Source organism: Streptomyces sp. NBC_00435, from assembly GCF_036014235.1.
Classification (GTDB): domain Bacteria; phylum Actinomycetota; class Actinomycetes; order Streptomycetales; family Streptomycetaceae; genus Streptomyces.
Genome location: NZ_CP107924.1, coordinates 2,667,813 through 2,690,904, shown reverse-complemented (window position 1 = coordinate 2,690,904; position 23,092 = coordinate 2,667,813). Strand labels below are relative to the sequence as shown.

General features: G+C 73.8%; 22 protein-coding genes. 10 read left to right on the top strand and 12 right to left on the bottom strand.

The features are described from left to right. Positions 1–100: 100 nt before the first annotated feature. From OG389_RS12395 to OG389_RS12385, 3 genes are all read left to right on the top strand, one after another. Entirely contained in the window at positions 101–1,186 is a 1,086-nt protein-coding gene (locus tag OG389_RS12395; protein WP_328298534.1) for an ArsR/SmtB family transcription factor, read from the top strand. Positions 1,187–1,334: 148 nt separating this feature from the next. Next, on the top strand, positions 1,335–1,802 hold the full coding sequence (locus tag OG389_RS12390) for a group III truncated hemoglobin (RefSeq protein WP_328298533.1): 468 nt from the start codon (positions 1,335–1,337) through the stop codon (positions 1,800–1,802). A 112-nt stretch (positions 1,803–1,914) separates the two neighbouring features. After that, positions 1,915–2,322: a VOC family protein gene (locus OG389_RS12385; RefSeq protein ID WP_328298532.1), complete on the top strand. Its 408-nt coding sequence runs from the start codon at positions 1,915–1,917 to the stop codon at positions 2,320–2,322. Between the two features lie 22 nt (positions 2,323–2,344). Here the strand turns inward: OG389_RS12385 and nirD are convergent, their stop codons facing one another. The 3 genes from nirD to OG389_RS12370 are packed head-to-tail and all read right to left on the bottom strand — an operon-like array spanning position 2,345 to position 6,860. Further along, complete coding sequence (gene nirD / locus OG389_RS12380; RefSeq protein WP_328298531.1) at positions 2,345–2,680, bottom strand: nitrite reductase small subunit NirD; 336 nt, start codon at positions 2,678–2,680, stop codon at positions 2,345–2,347. Beyond that, positions 2,677–5,220 (bottom strand): nitrite reductase large subunit NirB, encoded by a 2,544-nt coding sequence (gene nirB, locus OG389_RS12375; RefSeq protein ID WP_328298530.1) that lies wholly within the window; start codon positions 5,218–5,220, stop codon positions 2,677–2,679. Before nirB ends, nirD begins: the two co-directional genes overlap by 4 nt. Before the next feature lie 2 nt (positions 5,221–5,222). Beyond that, entirely contained in the window at positions 5,223–6,860 is a 1,638-nt protein-coding gene (locus OG389_RS12370; protein ID WP_328298529.1) for an NAD(P)/FAD-dependent oxidoreductase, read from the bottom strand. Positions 6,861–7,027: 167 nt separating this feature from the next. Between OG389_RS12370 and OG389_RS12365 the strand changes: the two genes are divergently transcribed. The 5 genes from OG389_RS12365 to OG389_RS12345 all read left to right on the top strand — a co-directional run bounded on the left by OG389_RS12365 (position 7,028) and on the right by OG389_RS12345 (position 11,084). Then, positions 7,028–8,326: a ferredoxin reductase family protein gene (locus OG389_RS12365; RefSeq protein ID WP_328298528.1), complete on the top strand. Its 1,299-nt coding sequence runs from the start codon at positions 7,028–7,030 to the stop codon at positions 8,324–8,326. A 116-nt stretch (positions 8,327–8,442) separates the two neighbouring features. Further along, complete coding sequence (locus OG389_RS12360) at positions 8,443–8,799, top strand: hypothetical protein (protein ID WP_328298527.1); 357 nt, start codon at positions 8,443–8,445, stop codon at positions 8,797–8,799. 36 nt (positions 8,800–8,835) lie between these two features. Further along, positions 8,836–9,612, top strand: coding sequence for a sulfite exporter TauE/SafE family protein (locus tag OG389_RS12355; protein ID WP_328298526.1), 777 nt, complete (start codon positions 8,836–8,838; stop codon positions 9,610–9,612). Positions 9,613–9,633: 21 nt separating this feature from the next. Further along, a complete protein-coding gene (locus OG389_RS12350; protein ID WP_328298525.1) occupies positions 9,634–10,575 on the top strand; it encodes a class I SAM-dependent methyltransferase in 942 nt (313 codons plus the stop codon). Further along, positions 10,572–11,084 (top strand): hypothetical protein, encoded by a 513-nt coding sequence (locus tag OG389_RS12345; RefSeq protein WP_328298524.1) that lies wholly within the window; start codon positions 10,572–10,574, stop codon positions 11,082–11,084. Before OG389_RS12350 ends, OG389_RS12345 begins: the two co-directional genes overlap by 4 nt. 6 nt (positions 11,085–11,090) lie before the next feature. On the opposite strand, the gene OG389_RS12340 is transcribed toward OG389_RS12345, so the two are convergent. Continuing rightward, entirely contained in the window at positions 11,091–12,494 is a 1,404-nt protein-coding gene (locus OG389_RS12340; RefSeq protein ID WP_328298523.1) for an MFS transporter, read from the bottom strand. 94 nt (positions 12,495–12,588) lie between these two features. Between OG389_RS12340 and OG389_RS12335 the strand changes: the two genes are divergently transcribed. Next, positions 12,589–13,197: a helix-turn-helix domain-containing protein gene (locus tag OG389_RS12335; protein ID WP_328298522.1), complete on the top strand. Its 609-nt coding sequence runs from the start codon at positions 12,589–12,591 to the stop codon at positions 13,195–13,197. Here the strand turns inward: OG389_RS12335 and OG389_RS12330 are convergent. The 4 genes from OG389_RS12330 to OG389_RS12315 all read right to left on the bottom strand — a co-directional run bounded on the left by OG389_RS12330 (position 13,181) and on the right by OG389_RS12315 (position 16,748). Next, positions 13,181–13,801: a class F sortase gene (locus OG389_RS12330; protein ID WP_328298521.1), complete on the bottom strand. Its 621-nt coding sequence runs from the start codon at positions 13,799–13,801 to the stop codon at positions 13,181–13,183. The two genes, OG389_RS12335 and OG389_RS12330, sit on opposite strands and share 17 nt — an antisense overlap. A gap of 161 nt (positions 13,802–13,962) precedes the next feature. Continuing rightward, positions 13,963–14,511 carry a hypothetical protein gene (locus OG389_RS12325; RefSeq protein WP_328298520.1) on the bottom strand — a complete coding sequence of 183 codons (549 nt, stop codon included), beginning with the start codon at positions 14,509–14,511 and terminating at the stop codon, positions 13,963–13,965. Between the two features lie 195 nt (positions 14,512–14,706). After that, positions 14,707–16,035, bottom strand: a complete 1,329-nt coding sequence (locus tag OG389_RS12320) for a HAMP domain-containing sensor histidine kinase (RefSeq protein WP_328298519.1) — start codon at positions 16,033–16,035, stop codon at positions 14,707–14,709. Beyond that, entirely contained in the window at positions 16,032–16,748 is a 717-nt protein-coding gene (locus tag OG389_RS12315; RefSeq protein WP_328298518.1) for a hypothetical protein, read from the bottom strand. The genes OG389_RS12320 and OG389_RS12315 overlap by 4 nt, the downstream gene beginning before the upstream one ends. A 216-nt stretch (positions 16,749–16,964) precedes the next feature. Between OG389_RS12315 and OG389_RS12310 the strand changes: the two genes are divergently transcribed. Next, entirely contained in the window at positions 16,965–17,501 is a 537-nt protein-coding gene (locus tag OG389_RS12310) for a gamma-glutamylcyclotransferase family protein (RefSeq protein WP_443059255.1), read from the top strand. Positions 17,502–17,505: 4 nt separating this feature from the next. Here the strand turns inward: OG389_RS12310 and OG389_RS12305 are convergent, their stop codons facing one another. The 4 genes from OG389_RS12305 to OG389_RS12290 all read right to left on the bottom strand — a co-directional run bounded on the left by OG389_RS12305 (position 17,506) and on the right by OG389_RS12290 (position 23,083). Then, positions 17,506–18,360 (bottom strand): hypothetical protein, encoded by an 855-nt coding sequence (locus tag OG389_RS12305; protein ID WP_328298517.1) that lies wholly within the window; start codon positions 18,358–18,360, stop codon positions 17,506–17,508. A gap of 59 nt (positions 18,361–18,419) precedes the next feature. Continuing rightward, the gene (gene dnaG / locus OG389_RS12300; protein WP_328298516.1) at positions 18,420–20,342 is read right to left on the bottom strand and encodes a DNA primase; all 1,923 of its coding nucleotides are present in this window, start codon (positions 20,340–20,342) and stop codon (positions 18,420–18,422) included. Between the two features lie 35 nt (positions 20,343–20,377). Beyond that, positions 20,378–21,652, bottom strand: a complete 1,275-nt coding sequence (locus OG389_RS12295) for an NAD(P)/FAD-dependent oxidoreductase (protein ID WP_328298515.1) — start codon at positions 21,650–21,652, stop codon at positions 20,378–20,380. A 93-nt stretch (positions 21,653–21,745) separates the two neighbouring features. Next, positions 21,746–23,083 (bottom strand): deoxyguanosinetriphosphate triphosphohydrolase, encoded by a 1,338-nt coding sequence (locus OG389_RS12290; protein WP_328298514.1) that lies wholly within the window; start codon positions 23,081–23,083, stop codon positions 21,746–21,748. Between the last annotated feature and the right edge of the window lie 9 nt (positions 23,084–23,092).

Here is a 23,092-nt window from a genome sequence, read left to right as displayed (position 1 = left end):
GAAAGGGGTTTCAACTGTGGCTGAAAGGCCATGGTGACCACGTGTGACGGCGTGCATACTCATAGGGCGGGGGGATTGCGGTTGCACAGGTGGGGGTTCGGTGCTGCGTATCCATTTCACTGGAGTGGACCTGGCACGCGTAAGGATGGCAGGGCGTCCCGATGCGTTGTGGGAAACGATTCTGAGTTTTCACCGTTTAAGAGACCGGCGCGATACGCGGCTCTTCGGTGATTGGCGTACGGAAACCCGGAGCAGGTTGAATGGTGAAACACGACTTCTCGGCGCCCTGATACCGAGCCGCGGATATTTTCCCGATTTCCTGACCCCTGTCGAGGGGCAGTACGGGTGGGACCTGGGCCTCGACGCGCTGCGCGGGATCCACCCCGAGCGGATGCGCCGCGAGCTGGTGCTGCTCGGCGTGGGCGCCGCGAGCGGCTCCGGCATGGCCGCGGCCTTCGGGATGCCCCAGGGGGCCGCAGGCGGCGCGGGGGGCGGATCCGAAGCCCTGGTGCCCAGGCGGCTGCGGGACCTCATGGAGGGGGTCACCACGCACCTGCCCCGCCTCCTCGCCGAACTGCGCGGCTACCACCGGGCGGCCGTGGAGCCGTACTGGACCCACATCCAGGCCCAGATCGAGGCCGAGCGGGCCGCACGCGGCCGGGCGCTGCTCGACGGCGGAGCGGACGAGCTGCTCGCCTCGCTGCCGCCGATGCTGCGCTGGCGTGCTCCGGTGCTGGAGTGCGACTACCCGGTGGACCGCGACGTACGGCTACGGGGACGCGGGCTGCTGCTCCAGCCCTCCTTCTTCTGCCGGCGCACCGCGGTGACCCTGCACGATCCGGAGCTGCCGCCGGTGCTGGTCTACCCGGCCGCGGCGGAGCTGGGATCGGCCCAGGCCGGCTGCGAGGCGACCCGGCCGGCGGAGGAACGGCGCCGGCACCGCCAGCACACCCTGGGCAAGCTGGTCGGGCACACCCGCTCGGTGGTGCTCGAGGCGATCGGGGACGGGGCCACCACGAGCGAGCTGGCCCGCCGGGCCGGGGTCTCGCTGGCCTCCGCGAGCCAGCACGCCGGCGTGATGCGCGAGGCCGGCCTGGTCACCACCCTGCGCCGGGGCAACGCCGTCCTGCACACGGTGACCCCGCTGGGAGCCGCGCTGCTCAAGGGGGGTGCCGTGGCCTCGTAACGGCGGCCGCACCCCGGTCGCCCGTCAATTCCCCGGAGTACGGGAATCCACTCCCGGGGGATTCGGAGGAAATCGCGGCGGCACCGGGTGACGTATTGCGGGACTTTCCGCCCTGGGGCGGTCCCGGGTGCGGGAGGATGGTGGTCCCATGAGCCACCACGCCGCCGATGCCGACATCTCCGGCCGCACCGACCTCGACGTCGTGCTGCGCCGCTTCTACACGGCGGCCTTCGCCGACCCGCGGATCGGGCCGTTCTTCACCGAGATCGCCGGTACCGACCTCGACGTGCACCTGCCCCGGACCACCGACTTCTGGGAGCGGGCCCTCTTCCGCAGCGCCGACTACCGGCGCAACGCCTTCGCCCCGCACGCCGCCCTCCAGTCGGCCCGCGAGATGACCGCGGAGGACTTCGGCCGCTGGGTGCAGCTGTGGCGCGCCACGATCGACGGTCTGTACCGGGGGCCGAACGCGGAGCGGGCCAAGGCGCAGGGCGAGCGGATCGCGCTGACCCTGCACAAACGGCTCGCCGGCGCGGACCCGGAGCTGTTGCGCGGCGCGGGCACGGTGGGCTTCGTCCCGCTGGCGGCCCTGGAGCTGCGCTCGATGCCGTCCTGACCTGCGGTTTCGAGATTCCGCAAAAAAACTTCGCGGGGAGCGATGAGTTTCCCGGGACCCCCAGGTCTATCTCTCGAAAGCAACGGAACACGCCGAGAGAAGAGAGACCGCGATGTCCTCCACCATGATCTTCGTCAACCTGCCGGTCAAGGACCTGGAGGCCACCAAGACCTTCTGGAGCAAGCTCGGCTACAGCTACAACGCCCAGTTCACCGACGAGAACTGTGCCTCGATGCCCATCAGCGACTCGATCGTGGCCATGTTCCTGACCGAGGCCCGGTACAGGGACTTCACCCACAAGGCCATCGCGGACGCGACCAAGACCTCCCAAGTGCTGCTGTGTCTGAGCGCCGAGAGCCGCGACGCCGTCGACGAGCTCGTCGACGGGGCCCTGGCGGCCGGGGGCACCGAGCCCCGCCCGGCCCAGGACCACGGCGTCATGTACGGCCGCGCCTTCGACGACCTCGACGGGCACACCTGGGAGATCATGTGGATGGACCCGGCGATGATCCAGGGCTGAACCGGCGACGGTCCACGGCTGATCAGCGGGAGGTCGCGGCGGTCCGCACCGGGTAGGTCCGGACCGCCATCCCCTCGTCGTCCAGGCAGTGCCCCGACTCCAGGTCGAAACGCTGCTTGAGCAGCGGCGAGGCCACGAAGGCCCGCCCGGCCGCCGAGCCGACCAGCCCGCGCGAGAGCACCTGTGCCCCGGTGAAGGGGTCACGGTTGCCGATGGCGTACGGGCGCCCCGCGCGGTCGACGAACACGGCGGCCTGGCTCCCGTCGGGCAGCAGCGCCGCCACCCCACGCCCGGGGACGAGGTCGGACAGTTCGCACACGGTGAGCCACCCCTCCTCCACCTGCAGTTCCACGGTCATCGGGCGCCTCCCAGGGGTTCCAGGGTGAGGACGGTCAGATCGGGCTTGACCTGACCGCGTTCGGGGACGAAGCGCACGCTCGGGTCGGGTGCGCCCGGAGCGTTGACGAAGGACACGAATCGGCGCAGCCGCTCCGGGTCCTCCAGGGTCTCGGCCCACTCGTCGCGGTAGTGCGCCACGTGGTCGGCCATCAGGGCCTCCAGGTCCGCGCACAGGCCGAGCGAGTCGTGCACGACCACGTCCCGCAGGTGGTCGAGGCCGCCCTCCAGCCGCTCCAGCCAGGTGGAGGTCCGCTCCAGCCGGTCGGCGGTGCGGATGTAGAACATCAGGAACCGGTCGATGAGCCGGACCAGTTCGGCGTCGGACAGGTCCTGGGCCAGCAGATCGGCGTGGCGCGGGGTGGCCCCGCCGTTGCCGCCGACGTAGAGGTTCCAGCCGCCCGCGGTGGCGATGACCCCGAAGTCCTTGCTCTGCGCCTCCGCGCACTCGCGGGCGCAGCCGGAGACCGCCGACTTGAGCTTGTGCGGGGCGCGCAGGCCCCGGTAGCGCAGCTCCAGATCGATGGCCATGCGTACGGAGTCCTGGACCCCGTAGCGGCACCAGGTCTGGCCCACGCAGGACTTCACGGTCCGCAGGGCCTTGCCGTAGGCGTGCCCGGACTCGAATCCGGCCTCGACGAGCCGTGCCCAGATACGGGGGAGCTGGTCCACGCCGGCACCGAAGAGGTCGATGCGCTGCCCACCGGTGATCTTCGTGTAGAGGCCGAAGTCGCGGGCCACCTCGCCGATCACGATGAGCTTGTCGGGGGTGATCTCGCCGCCGGGGATGCGCGGGACGACCGAGTAGGAGCCGTTGCGCTGCATGTTCGCGAGGAAGTGGTCGTTGGTGTCCTGCAGGGCGGCCTGCTCCCCGTCCAGGACGTAGCCGCTCGCGCCGAGGGTGGGGGCGAGCGAGGCGATGATCGAGCCGACGGTGGGCTTGCAGACCTCGCAGCCGTCGCCGCCGCGCGCCTCCTCGCGGCCGTGGCTGTCGAGGAGCCGCTCGTACGAGGTCACGCGCAGGGTGCGGACGATCTCGTAGAGCTCGGCGCGGGTGAAGGGGAAGCAGCCGCACAGGCCCTTGTCGGCGGCGGCCGGCATCAACTGGCCGATCACCTTCAGGCAACTGCCGCACCCGGTGCCCGCCTTGGTGCACTTCTTGACCTCGGGCACGGTGGTGTGGGCGGTGATCGCCTTCTTGGTGACGTTGTGGCAGGAGCAGATCACCGCGGTGTCCGGCAGCGAGGCCGGGCCGAGGGCCACGGGCGCACCGGCCCCGGCGGGCAGCACCAGCTGCTCGGGGGTGACGGGCGGTACCGAGCCGGTGAGCGGGCGCAGCAGGCCGTAGGAGTCGGCGTCGCCGACCAGGACGCCGCCGAGCAGGACGCCTTCGGGGGAGACGACCACCTTCTTGTAGACCCCGGAGCGGGAGTCGGAGTAGACGACGTCCAGGCTGCCGGCTGTGACGCCGTGCGCGTCCCCGAAGGAGGCCACGTCCACGCCGAGGAGCTTGAGCTTGGTGGAGAGGTCGGCGCCGGTGAACTCCTTCTCGCGGCCCAGCAGGTCCTCGGCGGCCGTCTCGGCCATTTCGTAGCCGGGGGCGACCAGGCCGTAGACGCGGCCGTCGGCGGCCAGCGCGCACTCGCCGATGGCGTAGACGTGCGGGTCGGAGGTGCGGCAGTGGGCGTCGACGGCGACGCCGCCGCGTTCGCCGACGACCAGGCCGGATGCGCGGGCGAGCTGGTCGCGTGGGCGGACACCGGCGGAGAAGACGACCAGGTCGGTGTCGACGGTGGAGCCGTCGGACAGCTTCATGCCGCTGACCGAGCCGTCCTCGCCGGTGAGGACCTCCTGGGTGCCGACGCCCGTGTGGACGGTGAGCCCCATGTTCTCGATGGTGCGCAGCAGCGCCGCGCCGCCGCCCTCGTCGACCTGGACGGGCATCAGCCGCGGAGCGAACTCCACGACGCGGGTGCTGAGCCCGAGGCCCTTGAGCGCGCCGGCGGCCTCCAGGCCGAGCAGGCCGCCGCCGACGACGGCGCCGCTGGTCCGCGTCTTGGCGTACTCCTCGATCGCGAGGAGGTCCTCGATGGTGCGGTAGACGAAACAGCCCGCGGCGTCCTTGCCGGGGACGGGCGGCACGAAGGGGTAGCTGCCGGTCGCGAGCACGAGCACGTCGTACGGGAACACGCGCCCCGAGCGGGAGATGACGGTGCGGGCCTCCCGGTCGATGGTCTCGGCGGGGTCGTCGAGGTGCAGGGCGATCTTGTGGTCGGCCATGAAGGTGGCCGGGGTCAGGGAGAGGTCCTCGGGGGTGCTCCCGGAGAAGTACGAGGTCAGGTGCACCCGGTCGTAGGCGGGCCGGGGCTCCTCGCAGAGCACGGTGATCCGGTGCGTCGCGGTGGCGCCGCGCTCGGCGAGGGCCTCCAGGTAGCGCTGGCCGACCATGCCGTGGCCGATGAGCACGATGGCGGGGGTGGGCGTGGGCGTGGCTGCGGCCATGATCAGGAGCCTCCGTGGTCGGTGAGCAGGTGGAACAGGTCGGTCAGGGGCTCGCCGTCCTCCCAGCTGCGGGCGAGGGCGCCCACGCCGGAGAGTTCGCCGAGCAGGACCCCGCCGACGAGGCGGTCGCCGCGGACGACGACCTTGCGGTAGGTGCGGCGGGTGGCGTCGGCGAGCCGGACGACGTCGTCGCCCGGGCGCGGCGTCGTCTCGCCGAAGGCGGCGAGGTCGAGGGGCCGGTCGCCTCCGGCGGTGAGGGTGAGGCGGGTCAGGGCGCGGGTGCCGGTGTAGGTGGACGTGGCGCCGGTGTCCGGGCGGGGGCCCGGGGGCGTGGCCTGGCCGCGGCCCGGGCCGGGGGTGGTCCCGGGGGGCGTGCGGGTGCCGGTCCCGGTGCTCGGCGGTGGGTCGGTCGTGATGCCCCGGCCGGTGCCGAGGAGGACCTTGGAGAGGGCTTCGGCCTGCTCCAGGGCGGGGCCCGCCAGGCCGTACACCCGGCCCGCGTGTTCGGCGCAGTCGCCGATGGCGTGGATGCGGGGGTCGCTGGTGCGGAGCTCGTCGTCGACGAGGATGCCGGTGCGGACGTCGAGGCCGGCGGCCAGGGCGAGCCCGGTGCGAGGGCGTACGCCGCAGGCGAGGACGACGATGTCGGCTTCGAGGTGGTAGCCGTCGGCGAGCTCGACCCCGGTGACCCTGCGGGGCGTTCCCCCACCCCGCCCCTTCCCGAAACCGGGGCTCCGCCCCGGCCCCCGCGCCTCAAGCGCCGGCGGGGCTGGGGGGTTGGGGTTCCGGCCCTCGGGCTTCGGCGGGGGTGAGTTCCGGCCAGCCTGGGCGTGGGTGGCGGTGGGCCGGATTGCCCGTCGGGCAATTTCAGAGCCGCCGGCGATCGAGGCACGGGGGGCCGGGGGCTGGTCCCCGGCGACGGTCCCGCGCCGGGCGGACCCGGCAGGGGGCGCGCTCCCGGGTGCCCCGGGGCCGCGGAGCCCCGGCAGCGGGGTTTCCGGGGTGGTGGACAGGCCGCGGACCCGGCACTCCGTGTGGATCTCCACGCCCAGGCCGATCAGGTGCGTCCGCAACAGCGCCGAGGCGTCCGCGTCGAGCTGGCGTTCCATCAGGCGTTCGCCCTGCTGGGCCAGGACGACCTGCGCCCCGCGTTCGGCGAGGGCGCGGGCCGCCGAGACGCCGAGGAGGCCACCGCCGATCACTACCGCGCGCACACCGGGGCGTACGGCCGCCGACAGGGCCAGGCAGTCGTCCATGGTCCGGAACGCGTGCACCCCGGAGGGGAGTTCGCGGCCCTCCGGTTCGAACAGGCCGCGGAGGGCCGGGAGGACCGGGTTCGACCCCGTGGCCAGCACCAGGGTGCCGTACGTCTCGACCGTCCCGTCGTCGCAGTGCACGAGCTGCTCCGCCCGGTCGATCCGGACCGCCCGCACCCCCCGGCGCAGGGCCGGGCCGGGGGCCGGCAGGGCCGTCACCTCCGGGGCGTACCTGCCGGCCAGGACCTCCGCCAGGAGGACCCGGTTGTACGGGACGTGCGGCTCCTCACCGAGGACGCGCACGTCCCCGCCCAGCCGGGCGGCGAGCCGCAGGCCGGCGAGGCCGCCGCCGATCACCACCACGCGTTGCTGTTCCGAGGTCATGGCACGAGCGTGCGCGGCCGCTGTTTCCCCACGGCATCGCCCCTGTTTCCCGGACGGAACGCCGACCTCAGCGTCCGGGTTAAGGGTCAGTGAGGCGTTCCTCAAGGCGGCCTTAAGGATCATCGAGGGGGGCCGGGGAGCCCCCGGACCGCCTTAGCGTGGCCGGCATGCAGCGAGACATGGCGGTTCGGGTCAAGGGCGGGATGCTCGGCGGGGCGGGGACCGTGGCCCTGCTGTGGGCCGCCCAGGTGCGGCCGTCGGCCCGGCTCGACGCGCTGTTCGCGACCGCCGCGCACCTGTCCGGCCTGCTCGCGGGATACGGGGTGCTGGTGCTGCTGTTCCTCATGGCCCGCGTCCCCGCCGTCGAGCACGGGGTGGGCGCCGACCGGCTCGCCCGCTGGCACGCGCTGGGCGGCCGCCACGTCCTGCTGCTCTGCTTCGGGCACGGGCTCTTCGCGCTGTGCGGCTACGCCGCGCACGAGGGGGTCGACGTGCTCTCCGCCGTCCGGGAGCTGCTCGGCTACCCGGCCGTGGCCGCCGCGGCGACCGGGACCGTCCTCCTGGTCGCCGTCGGCATCACCTCGGCCCGCTCCGTACGCCGCCGGGTCTCGCACGAAACCTGGCGGGGGGTCCACCTGCTGGCTTACCTCGCCGCCGCCCTCGCTTTCGGGCACCAGCCGGCCGGGCCCGACCTCGCCCCCGTCGCCTGGTTCTGGGCCCTCGCCCACGCCGTCGTCGCCGTCCTGCTGCTCTGGTACCGCGCCGTGGTCCCCGTACGCCAGGCCCTGCGGCACGCGCTGCGGGTCGCCGAGGTCCGGGTGGAGGGGCCCGGGGTGGTCTCCGTCGTCGTCCACGGGGAGCACCTCGCGGAGCTGCGCGCGGAGCCGGGGCAGTTCCTGCGCTGGCGGTTCCTGCAGCGGCGGCTGTGGCACACCGCGCTGCCGTTCTCGCTGTCGGCGCCGGTCCGCGGCAAGACCCTGCGGATCACCGTGAAGGGGCTCGGCGCTCACTCCCGCAGGATCCGCCGGCTGCGCCCCGGGACCCGGGTCCTCGCCACCGGGCCGTTCGGGGCGCTCACCGCCGCCCGGCGGACCCGGCCCAAGGTCTTGCTCATCGCCGGCGGGGTCGGGATCACCCCGATGCGGGCCCTGTTCGAGACCTTGCCCGGCGGGCCGGGGGACATCACCCTGCTCTACCGGGCCGGGGCCGAGGAGCAGCTCGTGCTGCGTTCCGAGCTGGAGGCCATCGCCGCCGAGCGGCAGGCCGGGCTGCACTACCTGCTCGGGCCCTCGGGCGCCGCGTTCGATCCGCTGGCTCCGCAGGCGCTCACCGACTTGGTCCCGGAGCTGGCGGAGCACGACGTGTACCTGTGCGGGCCGCCCGCGATGGCGGACGCCACCCAGGCAGCCCTGCTGCGGGCCGGGGTGCCGGCCGGTCGGATCCACTCCGAGTGCTTCAGCTTCTGAGCCCGGCCCCGGCCCGGCCCCGGCCCGGCCCCGGCCCGGCCCCGGCCCGGCCCCGGCCCGGCCCCGGCCCGGCCCCGCCCCCGCGCTCCCTTCCGCCTCCGAGAGGTCGCCGCACCATGCGTCACCCGCTGCACGTCGCGCTGTCCGTGTCCCCGCTGTCCGCGCTGTCCGCGCTGTCCTCGCCGTCCTCGCCGTCCCCGCTCTTCCCGCCGTCCCCCCTGTCCCCGCCGGTCGCCGCCGCCGCGCCCCCTGCCGCCGCCAGGCACCGCAGGCCCCGTACCTCCCCGGTGCACGCGGCGCTCGCCGCGCTGGGCTCCGTACCGCCCGCGCGGCGGCTGGCGGCCGGGCTCGGGCTGGCCAGTGTGCTGGCCGCGAGCGTGCTGACGGTCGCGGTGGACCCGTCGGCGCCCGTGGCCCCGGACAGGGCTCCGGCCAGGCAAAGCTCAACGTTTGCGCAAGTTTCCGGGGATTGATGGTCAGTGCACCCAACCCCTCCATAGGGTCGGGCCGTGCCTGACATATCGACAACCATGATCATCGTGCTGTGCGTGGCCGCCGCGACGGCCGGCTGGATCGACGCCGTCGTGGGCGGGGGCGGCCTGCTGCTCCTGCCCGCCCTGCTCCTCGGACTGCCCCACGCCCACCCCGCCACCGTCCTCGGCACCAACAAGGCCGTGGCCATCGTCGGCACCTCGGGCGCCGCCGCGGCCTACCTGCGCCGGACGCCGGTGGACGTGCAACTCGCCATCCGCATCGGCCTGGCCGCGCTGGCCGGCTCCATGGGCGGGGCCGCCCTGGCCGGCGGCATCAGCAAGGACGCGCTGCGCCCGATGATCATGGCGGTCCTGGTGGTCGTCGCCGCCTTCGTCCTCTTCCGCCCCGCCTTCGGCGCCGCTCCGGGCGCGGCCCCCGCGGGCCGCCGCCGCGTGCTGCTCACCATCGGCCTGGCCGGACTCGGCATCGGCTTCTACGACGGCCTCATCGGCCCCGGTACCGGCACCTTCCTGGTGCTGGCGCTGACGGCCCTGCTCCACCTCGACCTGGTGACGGCCTCCGCCACGGCGAAGATCGTCAATGTGTGCACGAACGCCGGGGCCCTCGCCATGTTCTCGTACCAGGGCATGGTGCTCTGGCAACTGGCCGGTCTGATGGCGGTGTTCAACCTGGCCGGCGCCATGGTCGGCGCCCGGATGGCCCTGAAGAAGGGCAGCGGGTTCGTGCGTGGAGTCCTTCTGACGGTGGTCGGAGCCCTCGTGGTCAAGCTGGGCTTCGAACAGTGGGGCTGACCCGGGGATAAAGTTCTGGTCGTGCCCCACCTCGAAATATCCGACCTGATCACCGTCACCGACCCGCTCAGCGGGGCACGGCTGCCGGTGCGCCGGGGCGACGTGGTCCGCCTGCTCCAGGAGTCCGGGGACCCGCGGGCGGCCCGTATCGTCGCCGGGCTGCCGGCCGGCAGGGACGACGTGCTCGACCCGCTCGCCGTCGACCGTCTGATGATCGGCGTCCACACGGAGATGCAGCGGCTCAGCGAGGAGCTGCGCATCGGTGAACGGCTGGTGCACGTCCTCGGCCCGCTCTTCGAGGCCATCCGCGAGATCGCCGGCCGCCGCGGCCGCTTCCGGCTCGTCGACATCGGATCCGGCCTCGGGTACCTCGTCCGCTGGCTCGCGGCCACCGGGGCCCTGGGGCCGAACGTCGAGCTCATCGGCGTCGACCTCGACGCGGCGCTGGTCGCCGAGGCCGACCGGCTGGCCCGCGCCGAGGGGCTTGACTGCCGGTTCGTCCACGGCAACGCCTTCGACCTCCCGGAGATCGCCACCGTCTACGTCTCCACCGGGGTGCTGCACCACTTCCGCGGCCCCGCGCTCACGGAGTTCTTCGAGGCCCAGGCCGACTCGCAGGCGCTCGCCTTCTGCCACTTCGACATCGCGGCCACCCGGCTGGCACCCGTCGGCGCCTGGATGTTCCACCGCGCCCGGATGCGCCATCCGCTCGGCCGCCACGACGGGGTCGTCTCCGCCCTGCGCGCCCACACCGACGACACCCTGCTGCGCGCCGCGACCGTACCCGGCATCAGGCCGCTGCTCTACGAACCCCGGGGCCTGTCCAACCCCTTCTGCACCACCCTGCGCCCCGTCCTCGGGATCAGGCCGTACCTGGAGGACCCGCTGCGCCTGGCCATGGGGCGGGCCTCCCGCCGGCTCGTGGGCGCGGAGCAGCTGAGCCGGCCCGGGGCCGCGCGGTGAACCCGGTCCTGCCGCTCCTCGCCCTCGGTCTGCTCGACGCGGCGTTCAGCGGGTTCCGTGCCTACGCCGGCCGCGACGCCCGGATCCGCAAGCACCGCGCCGTCGTCCGTGCCGCGCTGCGCGGGCTGGCGGTCGGCGCCGTCCTGCTGCTCGCCCCCGCCCTCACGGCCGGAGCGGTGCTGCTGGCCGCCGACGACCCGGACCGAGCCTACGGGGTCCTCGCCGACGGTGGCGTCGGCTTCCTCGTCCCGCTCGGGCTCTACGCGCTCGCCGTGGCCGTCTCGCTCCTCGCCTACTTCGCCCTGCCCTTCCGGGCCAGCACCCTCGCCATGGTCGTCGGGCTGGGTCCGCTGACCCTGGCCCGGCCGCTGTTCGTGGCCGTCGCCTGTGCCGGAGCGCTCGTCGCCGGGGGCGGCTGGACCTCGCTCCTGGTGGGGGCCGTCGCGGGGGCGGCGGTCCTGTGCGTCGAGCCGTTCGTGCACCGCCGCTGGTACGCGATGCCGCTCTAGCCGGAACTACCGCGAGGCGCGTGCCACGACGAGGAGGAACAGTCCGCAGGCCGTCACGAGCAGCCATCCCGGACGGGACGCGTGGGCGAGGCCGGCCGGGGTGGCGCCCGCGGCCAGGCCGCCCGCGACGGCGATGCCGACCGCCGAGCCGACCTGGCGGGCGGTGGAGGTGATGGCCCCGGCCACACCGGCGCGGGACGGCGGCAGACCACTGACGGCGGTATGGGTGATCGGCGCGTTGGCGAAGCCGAACCCGATGCCGATCAGCAGGTACGCCAGCAGGAGCAGCGGGACCGCGGTGTCCCGGCCCAGGTTCACCATGCACAGTCCGCCCGCCGCGGTGAACCCGCCCGCCAGGAGGAGCGGACGCCGTGGTCCGACGCGCCCGGTCAGGCTGCCGGACCACGGCGCGCACAGGGTGGCCCCGAGCGCCATGGGCAGGGTGGCGGCACCGGCCGCGAGCGGGGTCCAGCCGCGGGTGTTCTGGAGGTAGAGCGTGTTGAGCAGCAGGGTCACGTTCAGCGCGGCGAACAGTGTCACGGCGCCCAGCACCGCCGAGGCGAAGGGCGGCCGCCGGAAGAGCCCGAGATCCATCAGGGGATCGCTCCGGCGCGGCTCCACCCGGACGAACCCGGCGGCCGCCGCCACGGCGAGGGCGTAGCCGGCCAGCGCGGCGGGCGAGGTCCAGCCGATGCGGGGCCCTTCGATCAGGACGGCGACCGAGACGCACAGGGCCGTTGTCAGGAGCAGCTGGCCGGGCAGGTCGAGCCGCCGGGAGCGCGGGCCGCGGGACTCCGGTACGAACACGGCGACCAGGACGAGCGCGGCGACGATCACCGGTGCGTTGATCCAGAAGACCGAGCGCCAGCCGAACGCCGCGGCGAGGGCCCCGCCGATGACCGGCCCCGCCGCCATGCTCAGTCCGAAGACCGAGGCCCACACGCCGATGGCCCGGGCCCGCTCCCGCGGGTCGGGCATCGCGTTCACCACGATGGCCAGGGCCACGGGGCTCAGCATCGAGGCCCCGACGCCCTGGACGGCCCTCGCCGCGACGAGGACGCCGAGCGAGGGAGCCAGGGCGCAGGCCAGCGACGCGAGCCCGAAGACGATCAGCCCGCACCGAAACACCCGGCGGCGCCCGAAGCGGTCCGCGAGGGCGCCGGAGGCCATGAGGAGGCTGGCCAGGACCAGGGTGTAGGCGTCAACGACCCATTCCAGACCACGGGTGCCCACGCCCAGGCCCCGTCCGATCACGGGCAGGCCCACGTTGACGATGGTGGTGTCCACACCGATGAGGAACATGCTCAGCGCGCAGACGGCCAGTACCGTCCACCGTCGGCGCGCACTCAGGACGGGCCCCGCGGCCGGGGCCCTGGTGCCGGTGCCGGTGCTCGTGCTCGTACTGCTCATGGGTCCGCCTTCGGTCCGGGATCGCCTGCGGCCCATGCTCGGAGCGGGCGCCGGCCGAGGCACAGGAAATTTGCCGGTACCGCAAAATGGGCGCATGAGCCCCAGCCCCATGGACCCCGAACTCGCGGAGACGCTCGAAGCCATCGGACCGCGGCTGCGGGCGCTGCGGCGCGACCGCGGCATCACCCTGGAGGAGCTCGCCCGCGACACCGGGATCTCCGTGAGCACCCTGTCGCGCCTGGAGTCGGGCAAACGGCGCCCGCCGCTCGAACTGCTCATCCCGCTCGCCCGGACGCACCGCGTCGCACTGGACCAGCTGGTGGCGGCCCCGGCCACCGGGGACCCGCGCGTCCACCTGAAGCCCCGGCGCAGGGAGCGGGGGAGCGTCCTGGTACCCCTGACGCAGTACCCGGGCCGGGTGCAGGTGTTCAAGCAGGTGCTCGCGCACCGGGAACCGAAACTCGTGACCCACACCGGTTACGAATGGCTCTACGTGCTCGCCGGCGAACTCCGCCTGATCATCGGCGAACGCACCTTCACCATCCGCCCCGGCGAGGTCGCCGAGTTCGACACCGCCGAACCCCACTGGTTCGGGCCCGCCGACAGGAACGAGGTCGAGATCCTGCACCTGTTCGGCCCCCGGGGCGACCAGGCCGTGGTGCGTACCGGCCCGTCAGCGGCGCCGCTCAGTACGTCCCGGTGAGGTGGGCGAAGACGACCACGTTGCCCTTGTAGCCGGTCCGCTGGGAGAAGCCCCCGCCGCAGGTGATGACGCGGAGCTCGGCGCGCGGCGAGGGCCCGTACACGCGGGAGTCGGGGAAGGCCCTGGCGTCGTAGACCTCCACCGCGTGGACGGTGAACACGGCCGTACGCCCGTCGGCGCGGGCGATCTCTATCAGGGCTCCTCGGCGCAGCGCGCCGAGGTGGTAGAAGACCGCCGGACCGGTTGCGTCGTCCACGTGTCCGGCGACGACCGCGGTGCCGGTGGCGCCCGGGGTGGTCCCGTCGCGGTACCAGCCTGCCAGGTCCCGGCGGGCCGGCGGCGGTACTTCGAGGCTGCCGTCGGCCCGGAGCCCGAGCCCGGTGAGCGGGGCGTCCACCCGGATGGACGGGATCCGGATGCGGGTGGGCGGCGAACCTGGGAGCGCGGCGATGGCCGCGGGGTACCGCGCGTGGGCACTCAGCGCCTCGCCGGGGGAGGGCACCGGGGGCCGGACCTGCTCGCTGGACCCGCTGCTGACGAGCCACACGCCGATGCAGGCGGTGAGCGCCACGAGCCCGCCGCGGCGGGCTCGGCTTGCGTCCATGCGGGCCCCCTTGCCGTCATGCCGTGTGGCTGGGTTTGGCTTGGCTTGCTCTGGCTCGGTGACTGAACCGTCGCCCGGCCCCGCGAACGGGGGGACCTCGCGGGGCGGGCGACGGGGGACGGTACCGGTCGGACCGCGGCCGGAGCCGCGGTGGGCGTCCGTCAGCTCCGCGTGCCGCTCGCCCGGCGACGCAGGAGCCAGGTACCGCCGACGGCGGAAGCGGCCAGCACTGCCACTCCCACCGCGATCTTGGCGGGGTCGGTGGTGGTGGTCGTGCCACCGCCCACCCCGGTGCGCACGTGGCCCTGAGGGCCGCGGTCGTGCTCGGTGACGACCAGGTCGCCGGTGGCGAACTTGCCGTTCGCGCAGGTGGCGCCGATGCCGTAGGTCCCGGGGCGGGTGTCGCGGGCGACCTGGAACTGCCCCACGACCACCTCCTTGTGGGTCCCAGGGGTCAGCTTGAAGCGGCCGCCGCCGACGGTGGAGGCATCGCCCTCGGCGTGACTGCCGGGGCCGCAGGCGCTCGTGTTCACCGTGACGGTGGTGCCGGGAGTGGCCGACTTGGGCCAGACCTCCAGCGGGGCGAAGTCACCGGCAGCGAAGCTCGCCATGCCCAGGTCCGCGGCGGCGACCGCGCCGGCCACCGGTCCGGTGAACGCGGCGGCGGTCAGCGCGGTGGCGGTGAGCACATGGGCGGTGCGTCGACGCATGGGGGGTCTCCTGGGGACACGGGGTCGTGTTTCCGAGGTAACCCGGGGGGTTGGCGCAGCGCCTGCTGATGCAGTGTCAGATCTGCGGCGGGGTGGGGAGTGACGGGGCGTTTCCGCAGGTCGGGGCGGTGGGGCGGCCATCCGTGTACCCCCACCCCGTCCGGGTGACGGCAGCTCCGCCGCGGACCCCGCGCCTCAAACGCCGGCGGGGCCGGATTCGACCAGGACGGGAGGGGCGGGAGGGGCGGGAGGGGCCGGTGGGAGGGTGATCCTGGTTGAGGCGCCGTGGGGGGTGGCGTTGGTCAGGGTGACCGTGGCGCCGATGACCTGGGCCTGGCCCAGGGCGATGGTCAGGCCGAGGCCCGTGCCCTGGCCGCGTTCCTTCGCGCCCGTCAGGAACCGCTGCGGTCCGTCACGCAGCAGCGTCTCCGGAAAGCCCGGTCCGTCGTCGCGCACCGTCACCGTGTTCCCGGCCACCGTCACGGTGATCGGCGCCCTGCCGTGCCTGCGGGCATTGGCCAGCAGGTTCGTCAGGATCCGTTCGAGGCGCCGCGCGTCCGTGCGGACCCGGTCGGTGCCGTCCGTGCCCAGCACCCGCGCCCCGACCCCCGAACGCCGGGTGATGGATGCCACCAGTGGCCCCAGCGCGTGGGTGTCCAGCTGCGCCTCCTCCCGGTCCGCGTCCAGCCGGGCCACCTCCAGGAGGTCCTCCGTCAGCGTGCGCAGTGCCGCGACCCGGTCGCGCACCAGCTCCGTCGGCCGCCCCGGAGGGAGCAGTTCGGCGGCGGTGTGCAGACCGGTGAGTGGGGTCCGCAGCTCGTGCGCCACGTCCGCCGTGAAGCGCTGCTCCGCCACCAGTCGCCGCTGCAGGCTCGCCGCCATGGTGTCGACCGCCGAGGACAGCTCGGCGACCTCGTTCCGGGTCCCCGGCACGCCCGACGGGCCGATCCGCGCGTCCAGTTCGCCCGCGCTGATCCGTCGGGCCGTCTCCGCCGCCGACCGCAGGTCCTTGCTCAGCCGGCTGGCGAGCGCGGCCCCGCCGATCGCCGCGAGGGTGACCACCACGACGCCGAAGGCCACCAACTGTCGGTCGAGTTCGGCCAGTTCCGCCTGCTCGGCGGCAAGTGACCGGCGTACGGAGAGCACTTGGTCGCCGCCGACCGGCCGGGCGGCCCACACCGCCGGGTGGGGGCCGTCCAGGTCGAGGTAGGTGGTGCGCTGCCCTGAGAGGGCCGCCCGGCGCAGCGACTCCGGGATGCCGGGACAGTCGATCCGCGCATCGGCCTCGCCGACCTTGTCGAAGTCCAGCTGGCCCGTGAGCTCGTAGACCTGCCGCACGCGGACGAGCTGCTGGACGGCGCTCTCCCGCGCCGCGTCGGCCACCTGGCGGACGCGGGCCTCGTGGATCAGGGCGCCGATGGTGAGCGCGACGAGCGAGCAGCCGACGGCGAGCAGTACGGAGATCTTCCAGCGCAGCCCGAGGGTGTGCAGGAGGCGTCGGCAGCGGAGCAGGGCGCGTTTCACCGGGTGCCGGAGTCCTTCCTGGTGGGGGATTCGGAGCCGGACGGCTTCGGGGCCGGACACCCGGTGGGGCTCCCCGAGGAGATGGAGTTGCCGAACTGCCGCTCGTCGCTGAGCACGGTCATCCGCCGGCCGTCCCAGTGGTAGCGGACGGCGTGCGCGGAGCCGTCGTCGTCGGCGGTGCGGATCAGCAGGTCGCTGCCGACGATCTGGGGGCTCATCCGGCGGCCGCTGGTGAACAGGATCGGGACGATCTTTCCGTCGACCACGGTGTAGACGCTCAGCAGCGAACGCCCGGTCGGGCTGTCACCGGCGAGGATCAGCTCGGGCTTCCCGTCACCGGTCAGGTCCGCGAACCGGGCCGGCCGGACCCCGGCCCGCCCCGGGCCCTCGATCTCCCGCGCGTTGCCGAACTGCTTCATCGCCCTGTCCGCGCGCAGTACGGCCATCACGTCGACCTTCTCGATCCCCGCCGGCCCCACGGCGGGAGCCCCCTCGAGCGGCTTCGGCGGCGGCATCCGGGTGGCGACGGGGCTGCCGCCGGAGGTCTCCGAGCTCGTACTCCACAGCGGCCACAGCGGTTTGGGTTGCGGCTGCGCGGAGACGGGCGGCGCGGCCTCGCTCTGCCCGAGGCCCCGGGGAGCGGCGCAGCCGGCGAGGGCGGCGCAGAGCAGGGTGGCGGCGGCGAGGAGACGGCGGCGGGTCGGTCGAGTCATGGTGGGTGGAACCGTCGGGTGGTGGGCGGGGGCAGCGCGGAGAGGGCCGCCGGGGAAGAGGCAGACTGACGGTAGACGGCGCTGGTCACGGGCGTCGGGAGGTTGTGTAACAGCGGTGCGTACGAGGGCTCGTGCCGCCGAAGTCGGGACTTTCGGCCCGGCTCCGGCCGGTGCGGGGCCCGGCGGACAGCTCAGTGTGAGTCGAGGGAGGACGGCATGACATCGGCCGATCGGCCGGAAGGCCACGGCGGAAGAACGATTCCGGAGACGGAGGGCGTGGCGGCGGCGCCGACGCGGGGGCCGTGGGAGGCGCCCGCGGAAGAGCCACAGCCAGCGCCCGCGGAAGAGCTCCCGTTCTTCGTGTACGGGACCCTGCGCCCTGGCGAGGTCAACCACGACCTGTTCCTCCGCGGCCGCACGGCGGCCGAGGAGCCCGCGCGCCTCCCCGGTGCGGCGCTGTACGAGGGCCCCGGGTACCCGTACGCCGTGGACCGCCCCGGCTCCGCCGTGGCCGGGGAGCTGATCACCCCCGTCCCCGGGGCCTACGGGGAACTGCTCGCCGCGCTCGACCTGCTGGAGGAGTACGAGGGCCCCGGGCACCCGGGCAACATCTACGACCGCATCGCCCGCGAGGCCCTGCGCCCCGACGGCACCCCGGTCCGCGCCTGGGTCTACCTGGCCGCCCCACCCCTGGCCGGCCGCCTCGCCCGCTCCGGTACGGAGATCCCGGGCGGCGACTGGCTGCGCCGCTGAGCCGTCAGGGGGACCGCCACCACCGCCGCCGGACCCCGGCAGCGGCCCCGGAGCCGGGCCGGGCGGCGGGCTGAGCGGCGGGCTGAGCGGCGGGCCGGGCCGTCGGGGCGGCGTCGTACTCGCGGGAGACGACCTCGATCCGGCGCAGCGCGTGGTCCGCGCGCACGGTGTCCAGTCCCAGGGCGTCGATCTCGCCGATCCGGTCGCCGTCGGTGACCGGATCGAGGACGGTCGTGGCCACGACGGGATCGTCCCGGCCGATGGTGACGTCCTCGGACAGCAGGGTCTCCATCAGCCGTTTCACGGCGTCCGGAGCCGCCTCCGGTCCGACGGCCAGGTGCACCAGCAGCTGTGCCACGCCGGCACGCTCCCAGTGGGCCTCGGCGATCCACACGCTGCGGATTCCGGGGAACTCCAACAGCCGCTCGCGCAGCGCGTCCCGCAGCGCCACGGCCAGCGGGAGCGTCGACCAGCTGAGCCGGACCGCTTCGCCGTGGCGGAGCCGGGTCCCGCGCTGCCGGAGCGAGTGGAGCAGCAGGGCGGAGGGGATCCTGGCCCAGCCTCCGGCGGAGGAGACGATCATCTTCCCGACCTCCGTCCGCCGCAGGATGTCCAGCAGTCGCACGGCATCGCAGTGGACGGCGCCGGCCGCCTGCGGGAGCTGATCGGCGAGGCACGTCTCGCTGACGTAGCCGGGGAGCTCCGGCCCGTCGTCACCCTTGACGAACACCACGGAGCCGTCTTCGTCCACCGGCACGAAGACTCCGGCGTCGAGGACGGCCTCGATCAGGGGAGCTTCGTCGGACGGGTTCCCGGGCCGGTCGAGCAGCGCGGCGAGCGCCGTGTTCACGATGGTCACGGGCGGGAGCGTAGCCGTCGCGCCCGGAGCGGCCGCGGGGCGGGTCGCCGGCAGCCGGACTACAGGCCTTCCGCACCCCGGTTGCGCAGCCGCTGCCCGTACTGCTGGAGGACCCACAGCTCCTCCTGGACCGCCGCCAGGTGTTCCGGCGGGGCCTGCGGGCCCAGGCGGGCCATCGTGCCCTGGACCTCGTGCACCCGGCGGTCGACCGCGCGCAGCCGCACCTGGACCAGCTGGACCCCGGCGTAGATCTCGTCGACCGTCTTCGCGTGGATGGCCTCGACCGCGAGCTCGGTGACCAGCGAGCGGACGGTGTCGTTCGGCGCGGCCTCGCGGACCCGGGCCAGATAGTCCTCGGTGCCCAGCGAGGCGCCGCCGGCGTCCTGGACGGCCTGGCGGACGGCCTGGTAGGGCGGGGCGGTGAACTCGTCGATCCCGTACGCGTCGAAGGCGGGGGAGACCAGGGCCGGCCGCTGGAGGGCCAGCTTCAGCAGCTCGCGCTCCGTGCGGTGGGCCGGGCTGCGCAGGTTCAGCGCGGGACCGCCCGCCGGGGCGGCGGGCGTGGCCGCGGCCTCGTACGAGGACCGGCCGCGGCCCTGCTGCGATCCGCCGCCGGGTCTGCCGGGTCCGCCCTGGCCCCCGCGGTCGCGCGCCCAGCGGGCGAGCTGCGCGACGCGCTTGACCACGAACTGCTCGTCGCGGATGCCGAGCATGCCGGCCAGCTGGACCGCCGACTCGTGCTGGATCGCGATGTTCTTGATGTTGGCGACGACCGGTGAGGCCTCGTCCAGCGCGGCCGCGCGGCCCGCCGGGTTCTCCAGGTTGTGCCGGGCCACGATGTGCCGCAGCGCGAACTCGAAGAGCGGGGTGCGGGCCTCGACCAGTGCGGCCACGGCGGCGTCGCCCTGCGCGAGGCGCAGGTCGCACGGGTCCATGCCGCCCGGTGCGATGGTGATGGAGGTTTCGGCGGCGAACTTCTGGTCGTCCTCGAAGGCCCGCAGCGCGGCCTTCTGCCCGGCCGCGTCCCCGTCGAAGGTGAAGATCACCTCGGCGGTGGCGTTGTCCATGAGCAGCCGGCGCAGGATCTTGATGTGGTCGCCGCCGAACGCGGTGCCACAGGTGGCGATCGCGGTCGTGACCCCGGCCACGTGGCAGGCCATGACGTCGGTGTAGCCCTCGACCACGACGGCCCGGGAGGTCTTCGCGATCTCCTTCTTGGCCAGGTCGATGCCGTACAGCACCTGGGACTTCTTGTAGATCGCGGTCTCGGGGGTGTTGAGGTACTTGGGGCCGTTGTCGTCCTCGCGCAGCTTGCGCGCGCCGAAGCCCACGACCTCGCCGCTGATGTCGCGGATGGGCCACATGAGCCGGCCGCGGAAGCGGTCGATGGGCTTTCCGCTGCGGCTGTCCTGGGCCAGGCCCGAGGTGATCAGTTCCTTGTCGGTGAAGCCCTTGCCGCGCAGGTAGCGGGTGAGGTGGTCCCAGCCGGCCGGGCTGTAGCCGACGCTGAAGTGGGCGGCGGCGGCCTGGTCGAAGCCGCGCTCGGCCAGGAACTTGCGGCCGATCTCGGCCTCGGCGCCGCCCAGCTGGTCCACGTAGAACTCGGCCGCCGCCTTGTGGGCCTCGACCAGCCGGATGCGCTCGCCGCGGCCGCTGCTGCCGGCGGTGTAGCCGCCCTCTTCGTACCGCAGGGTGATGCCGGCCTGGCCGGCCAGCCGCTCGACCGCCTCGGAGAACGAGAGGTGGTCGATCTTCATGATGAAGTCGAGGGTGTCCCCGCCCGCCTGGCAGCCGAAGCAGTGGTAGAGACCCTTGCTGGGGCTGACCTGGAAGGACGGGGACTTCTCGTCGTGGAAGGGGCAGAGGCCCTTGAGGTTGCCGCCGCCCGCGTTGCGCAATTGGAGGTAGTCGGAGATCACGGCGTCGATCGGGACCGCGTCCCGTACCGCCTTCACGTCGTCGTCGTTGATCCGTCCAGCCACACGCGCAAGTCTACGGGCGGGGAACGACAATCCCGTCAGGCACCCTCCGCCGGGAGCAGGGCCGAAAGCGGAACTGACGGATCCGCCAGCCTCTCCCGGTCCACGGGCGCCTTCGACCTGATCAGGGCCTGGATGTGCTCGGTGACATCCCACACATTCACGTTCATCCCGGCCAGGACCCGCCCGTCCGAGAGCCAGAAGGCGATGAACTCCCGCTTGCCCACGTCCCCGCGGATCAGCACCTGGTCGTAGCCGCCCGCCGGGGCGTACCCCGAGTACTCCAGGCCCACGTCGTACTGGTCGGAGAAGAAGTAGGGCACCCGGTCGTACGACACCTCCTGCCCCAGCATCGCCCGCGCCGCGGCCGGCCCTCCGTTCAGCGCGTTCGCCCAGTGCTCCACCCGCAGTCGGGCCCCGAGCACCGGGTGGTGCGCGGCCGCCACGTCCCCGACCGCGAAGACGTCCGGGTCTGAGGTGCGCAGCGAGGCGTCCACGGCGATCCCGCCCCCGTGCTCCCGGTCCACCAGGGCCAGGCCCGAGGTCTCCGCGAGCGCGGTCCGCGGCGCGGCCCCGATCGCCGCGAGGACCGCGTGCGCCGGATGCTCCTCCCCGTCGTCCGTACGGCCCGCCAGCACCATGCCGTCGTGGCCGACGATCTCCGTCAGATGGGACCCGAAGTGGAAGCGGACCCCGTGATCGGCGTGCAGGTCCGCGAAGAGCCGGCCGATCTCCGGGCCGAGCACCGCGTGCAGCGGCGTCGGGGCCGGCTCGATCACGGTGACCTCGGCCCCGTACCCGCGGGCCGCCGCCGCGACCTCCAGACCGATCCAGCCCGCCCCCGCGATCAGCAGGTGCCCGTTGTCCCGGCCCAGGCCCGCCAGTGCCTTGCGCAGCCGCTCGGCGTGCGAGAGCCGGCGCAGGTGGTGCACGCCGACCAGCTCGGTGCCCGGGATGTCGAGCCGGCGGGGCTCGGCGCCGGTGGCGAGCAGCAGCTTGTCGTAGGGCAGCGCCGTGCCGTCGCCGAGGACCACCTTCTTGGCCTCGCGGTCCAGCTGGACCGCGGGCTGGCCGAGGTGCAGCTCGATGTCGGCGGCCGCGTACCAGGAAGGCTCGTGGACGAAGACGCTCTCGCGCTCCTCCTTGCCCGTCAGGTACCCCTTGGACAGCGGGGGCCGCTCGTATGGATGGTCACGCTCGTCGCCGATCAGGATCACCCGCCCCGTGAACCCCTCCGACCTCAGCGTTTCGGCCGCCTTAGCCCCGGCCAGCCCCGCGCCCACGATGACGAACGTCCGGTGTGCGTCGACCACCTGATGCCTCCTCATAACCTCTCCGCCACATGCGACCACATGCGAGCGTCCCGCACTGAGCCTGCCGCGTGAAGGGGGAGTGGCCCGATCGGCTCACCCTTCGGCGCGTCGCGTGCGCCGCGTGAGGCGGGCGTGCAGGGAGCGCGCGGAGGCGTCCGTGAGGGCCGCGATCTGGTCGACGACCGCGCGCTTGCGTGCCCTGTCGTCCGGGGCCGCGTCGAAGATCGCACGGAACTGCGGATCCAACCCCTCGGGCGCGCGGGCGCTGACGGCCTCCGCCAGCTCGGCCAGCACGATGCGCTGATCGGCGCGGATCCGCTCCTGCTCGTCGCGCTGCATGACGTACAGGTCGGCGACCGCCTTCAGTACGGCGCACTCGTTGCGGGCCTCGCGTGGAACCACCAGCTCCGCCGCGTACCGGGTCAGCCGGCCGGTGCCGTACGCCTGCCGGGTCGCCCCCTCGGCGGCCAGACAGAAGCGGCCGATCAGCTGGCTGGTGGCGTCCTTGAGCCGGGCCTGGGCCACCGCCGAGCCGTCGTACCCGTGCGGCCACCACTCCTGTCCCATCAGCCGGTCCAGCGCCTCGCGCAGTTCCTCCGGATCGGTGTCGGAGGGCACGTACCGGCCGATGGCGACCCGCCAGATCGCGGTGCGCTCGGGCTCGGCGAAGAGCAGGTTCGGATCGAGGTGGCCGGCGTGCAGGCCGTCCTCGAAATCGTGGACGGAGTACGCCACGTCGTCGGACCAGTCCATGACCTGCGCCTCGAAGCACTTGCGGTCCGCGGGCGCGCCGCGGCGCAGCCAGTCGAAGACCGGCAGGTCGTCCTCGTAGGCACCGAACTTCACCGAGTCCGGCTCGGTGGGGTGGTCCCCGCGGGCCCAGGGGTACTTGGTGGCGGCGTCCAGGCAGGCCCGGGTGAGGTTCAGCCCGACGCTGACCAGATCGCCGGTCGCCGGATCGGGGACGAACCGCTTGGGCTCCAGCCGGGTCAGCAGGCGCAGCGACTGGGCGTTGCCCTCGAAGCCGCCGCAGTCCTTGGCGAACTCGTTGAGCGCCTCCTCGCCGTTGTGGCCGAAGGGCGGGTGGCCCATGTCGTGCGACAGGCAGGCGGCCTCGACCAGATCGGGATCGCAGCCGAGCGCGGCCCCGAGCTCGCGGCCGACCTGGGCGCACTCGAGCGAGTGCGTCAGCCGTGTACGGGGACTCGCGTCCCAGTCGTACGAACGCGTACCGGGAGTGACCACCTGGGTCTTCCCGGCGAGCCGGCGCAGGGCGGCGGAGTGCAGCACGCGGGCGCGGTCTCGCTGGAAGGCGGTCCGGCCCGGCCGTTTGTCGGGCTCGGTGGCCCAGCGCTCGGTATCGGCGGGGCCGTACGGCTCGCCGGGCAGGTCGGGGCGGACAGGTGCGGTGGTGCCTTCCATGCCTTCCATGCTCAGAAC

Excerpts from the sequence above, each read along its gene's own strand:
- OG389_RS12390 (WP_328298533.1), top strand. The coding sequence starts at position 1,335 with ATGAGCCACCACGCCGCCGATGCCGACATCTCCGGCCGCACCGACCTC.
- OG389_RS12385 (WP_328298532.1), top strand. The coding sequence starts at position 1,915 with ATGTCCTCCACCATGATCTTCGTCAACCTGCCGGTCAAGGACCTGGAG.
- nirD (WP_328298531.1), bottom strand. The coding sequence starts at position 2,680 with ATGACCGTGGAACTGCAGGTGGAGGAGGGGTGGCTCACCGTGTGCGAA.
- nirB (WP_328298530.1), bottom strand. The coding sequence starts at position 5,220 with ATGGCCGCAGCCACGCCCACGCCCACCCCCGCCATCGTGCTCATCGGC.
- OG389_RS12370 (WP_328298529.1), bottom strand. The coding sequence starts at position 6,860 with ATGACCTCGGAACAGCAACGCGTGGTGGTGATCGGCGGCGGCCTCGCC.
- OG389_RS12365 (WP_328298528.1), top strand. The coding sequence starts at position 7,028 with ATGCAGCGAGACATGGCGGTTCGGGTCAAGGGCGGGATGCTCGGCGGG.
- OG389_RS12360 (WP_328298527.1), top strand. The coding sequence starts at position 8,443 with ATGCGTCACCCGCTGCACGTCGCGCTGTCCGTGTCCCCGCTGTCCGCG.
- OG389_RS12340 (WP_328298523.1), bottom strand. The coding sequence starts at position 12,494 with ATGAGCAGTACGAGCACGAGCACCGGCACCGGCACCAGGGCCCCGGCC.
- OG389_RS12335 (WP_328298522.1), top strand. The coding sequence starts at position 12,589 with ATGAGCCCCAGCCCCATGGACCCCGAACTCGCGGAGACGCTCGAAGCC.
- OG389_RS12330 (WP_328298521.1), bottom strand. The coding sequence starts at position 13,801 with ATGGACGCAAGCCGAGCCCGCCGCGGCGGGCTCGTGGCGCTCACCGCC.
- OG389_RS12325 (WP_328298520.1), bottom strand. The coding sequence starts at position 14,511 with ATGCGTCGACGCACCGCCCATGTGCTCACCGCCACCGCGCTGACCGCC.
- OG389_RS12315 (WP_328298518.1), bottom strand. The coding sequence starts at position 16,748 with ATGACTCGACCGACCCGCCGCCGTCTCCTCGCCGCCGCCACCCTGCTC.
- OG389_RS12310 (WP_443059255.1), top strand. The coding sequence starts at position 16,965 with ATGACATCGGCCGATCGGCCGGAAGGCCACGGCGGAAGAACGATTCCG.
- OG389_RS12290 (WP_328298514.1), bottom strand. The coding sequence starts at position 23,083 with ATGGAAGGCATGGAAGGCACCACCGCACCTGTCCGCCCCGACCTGCCC.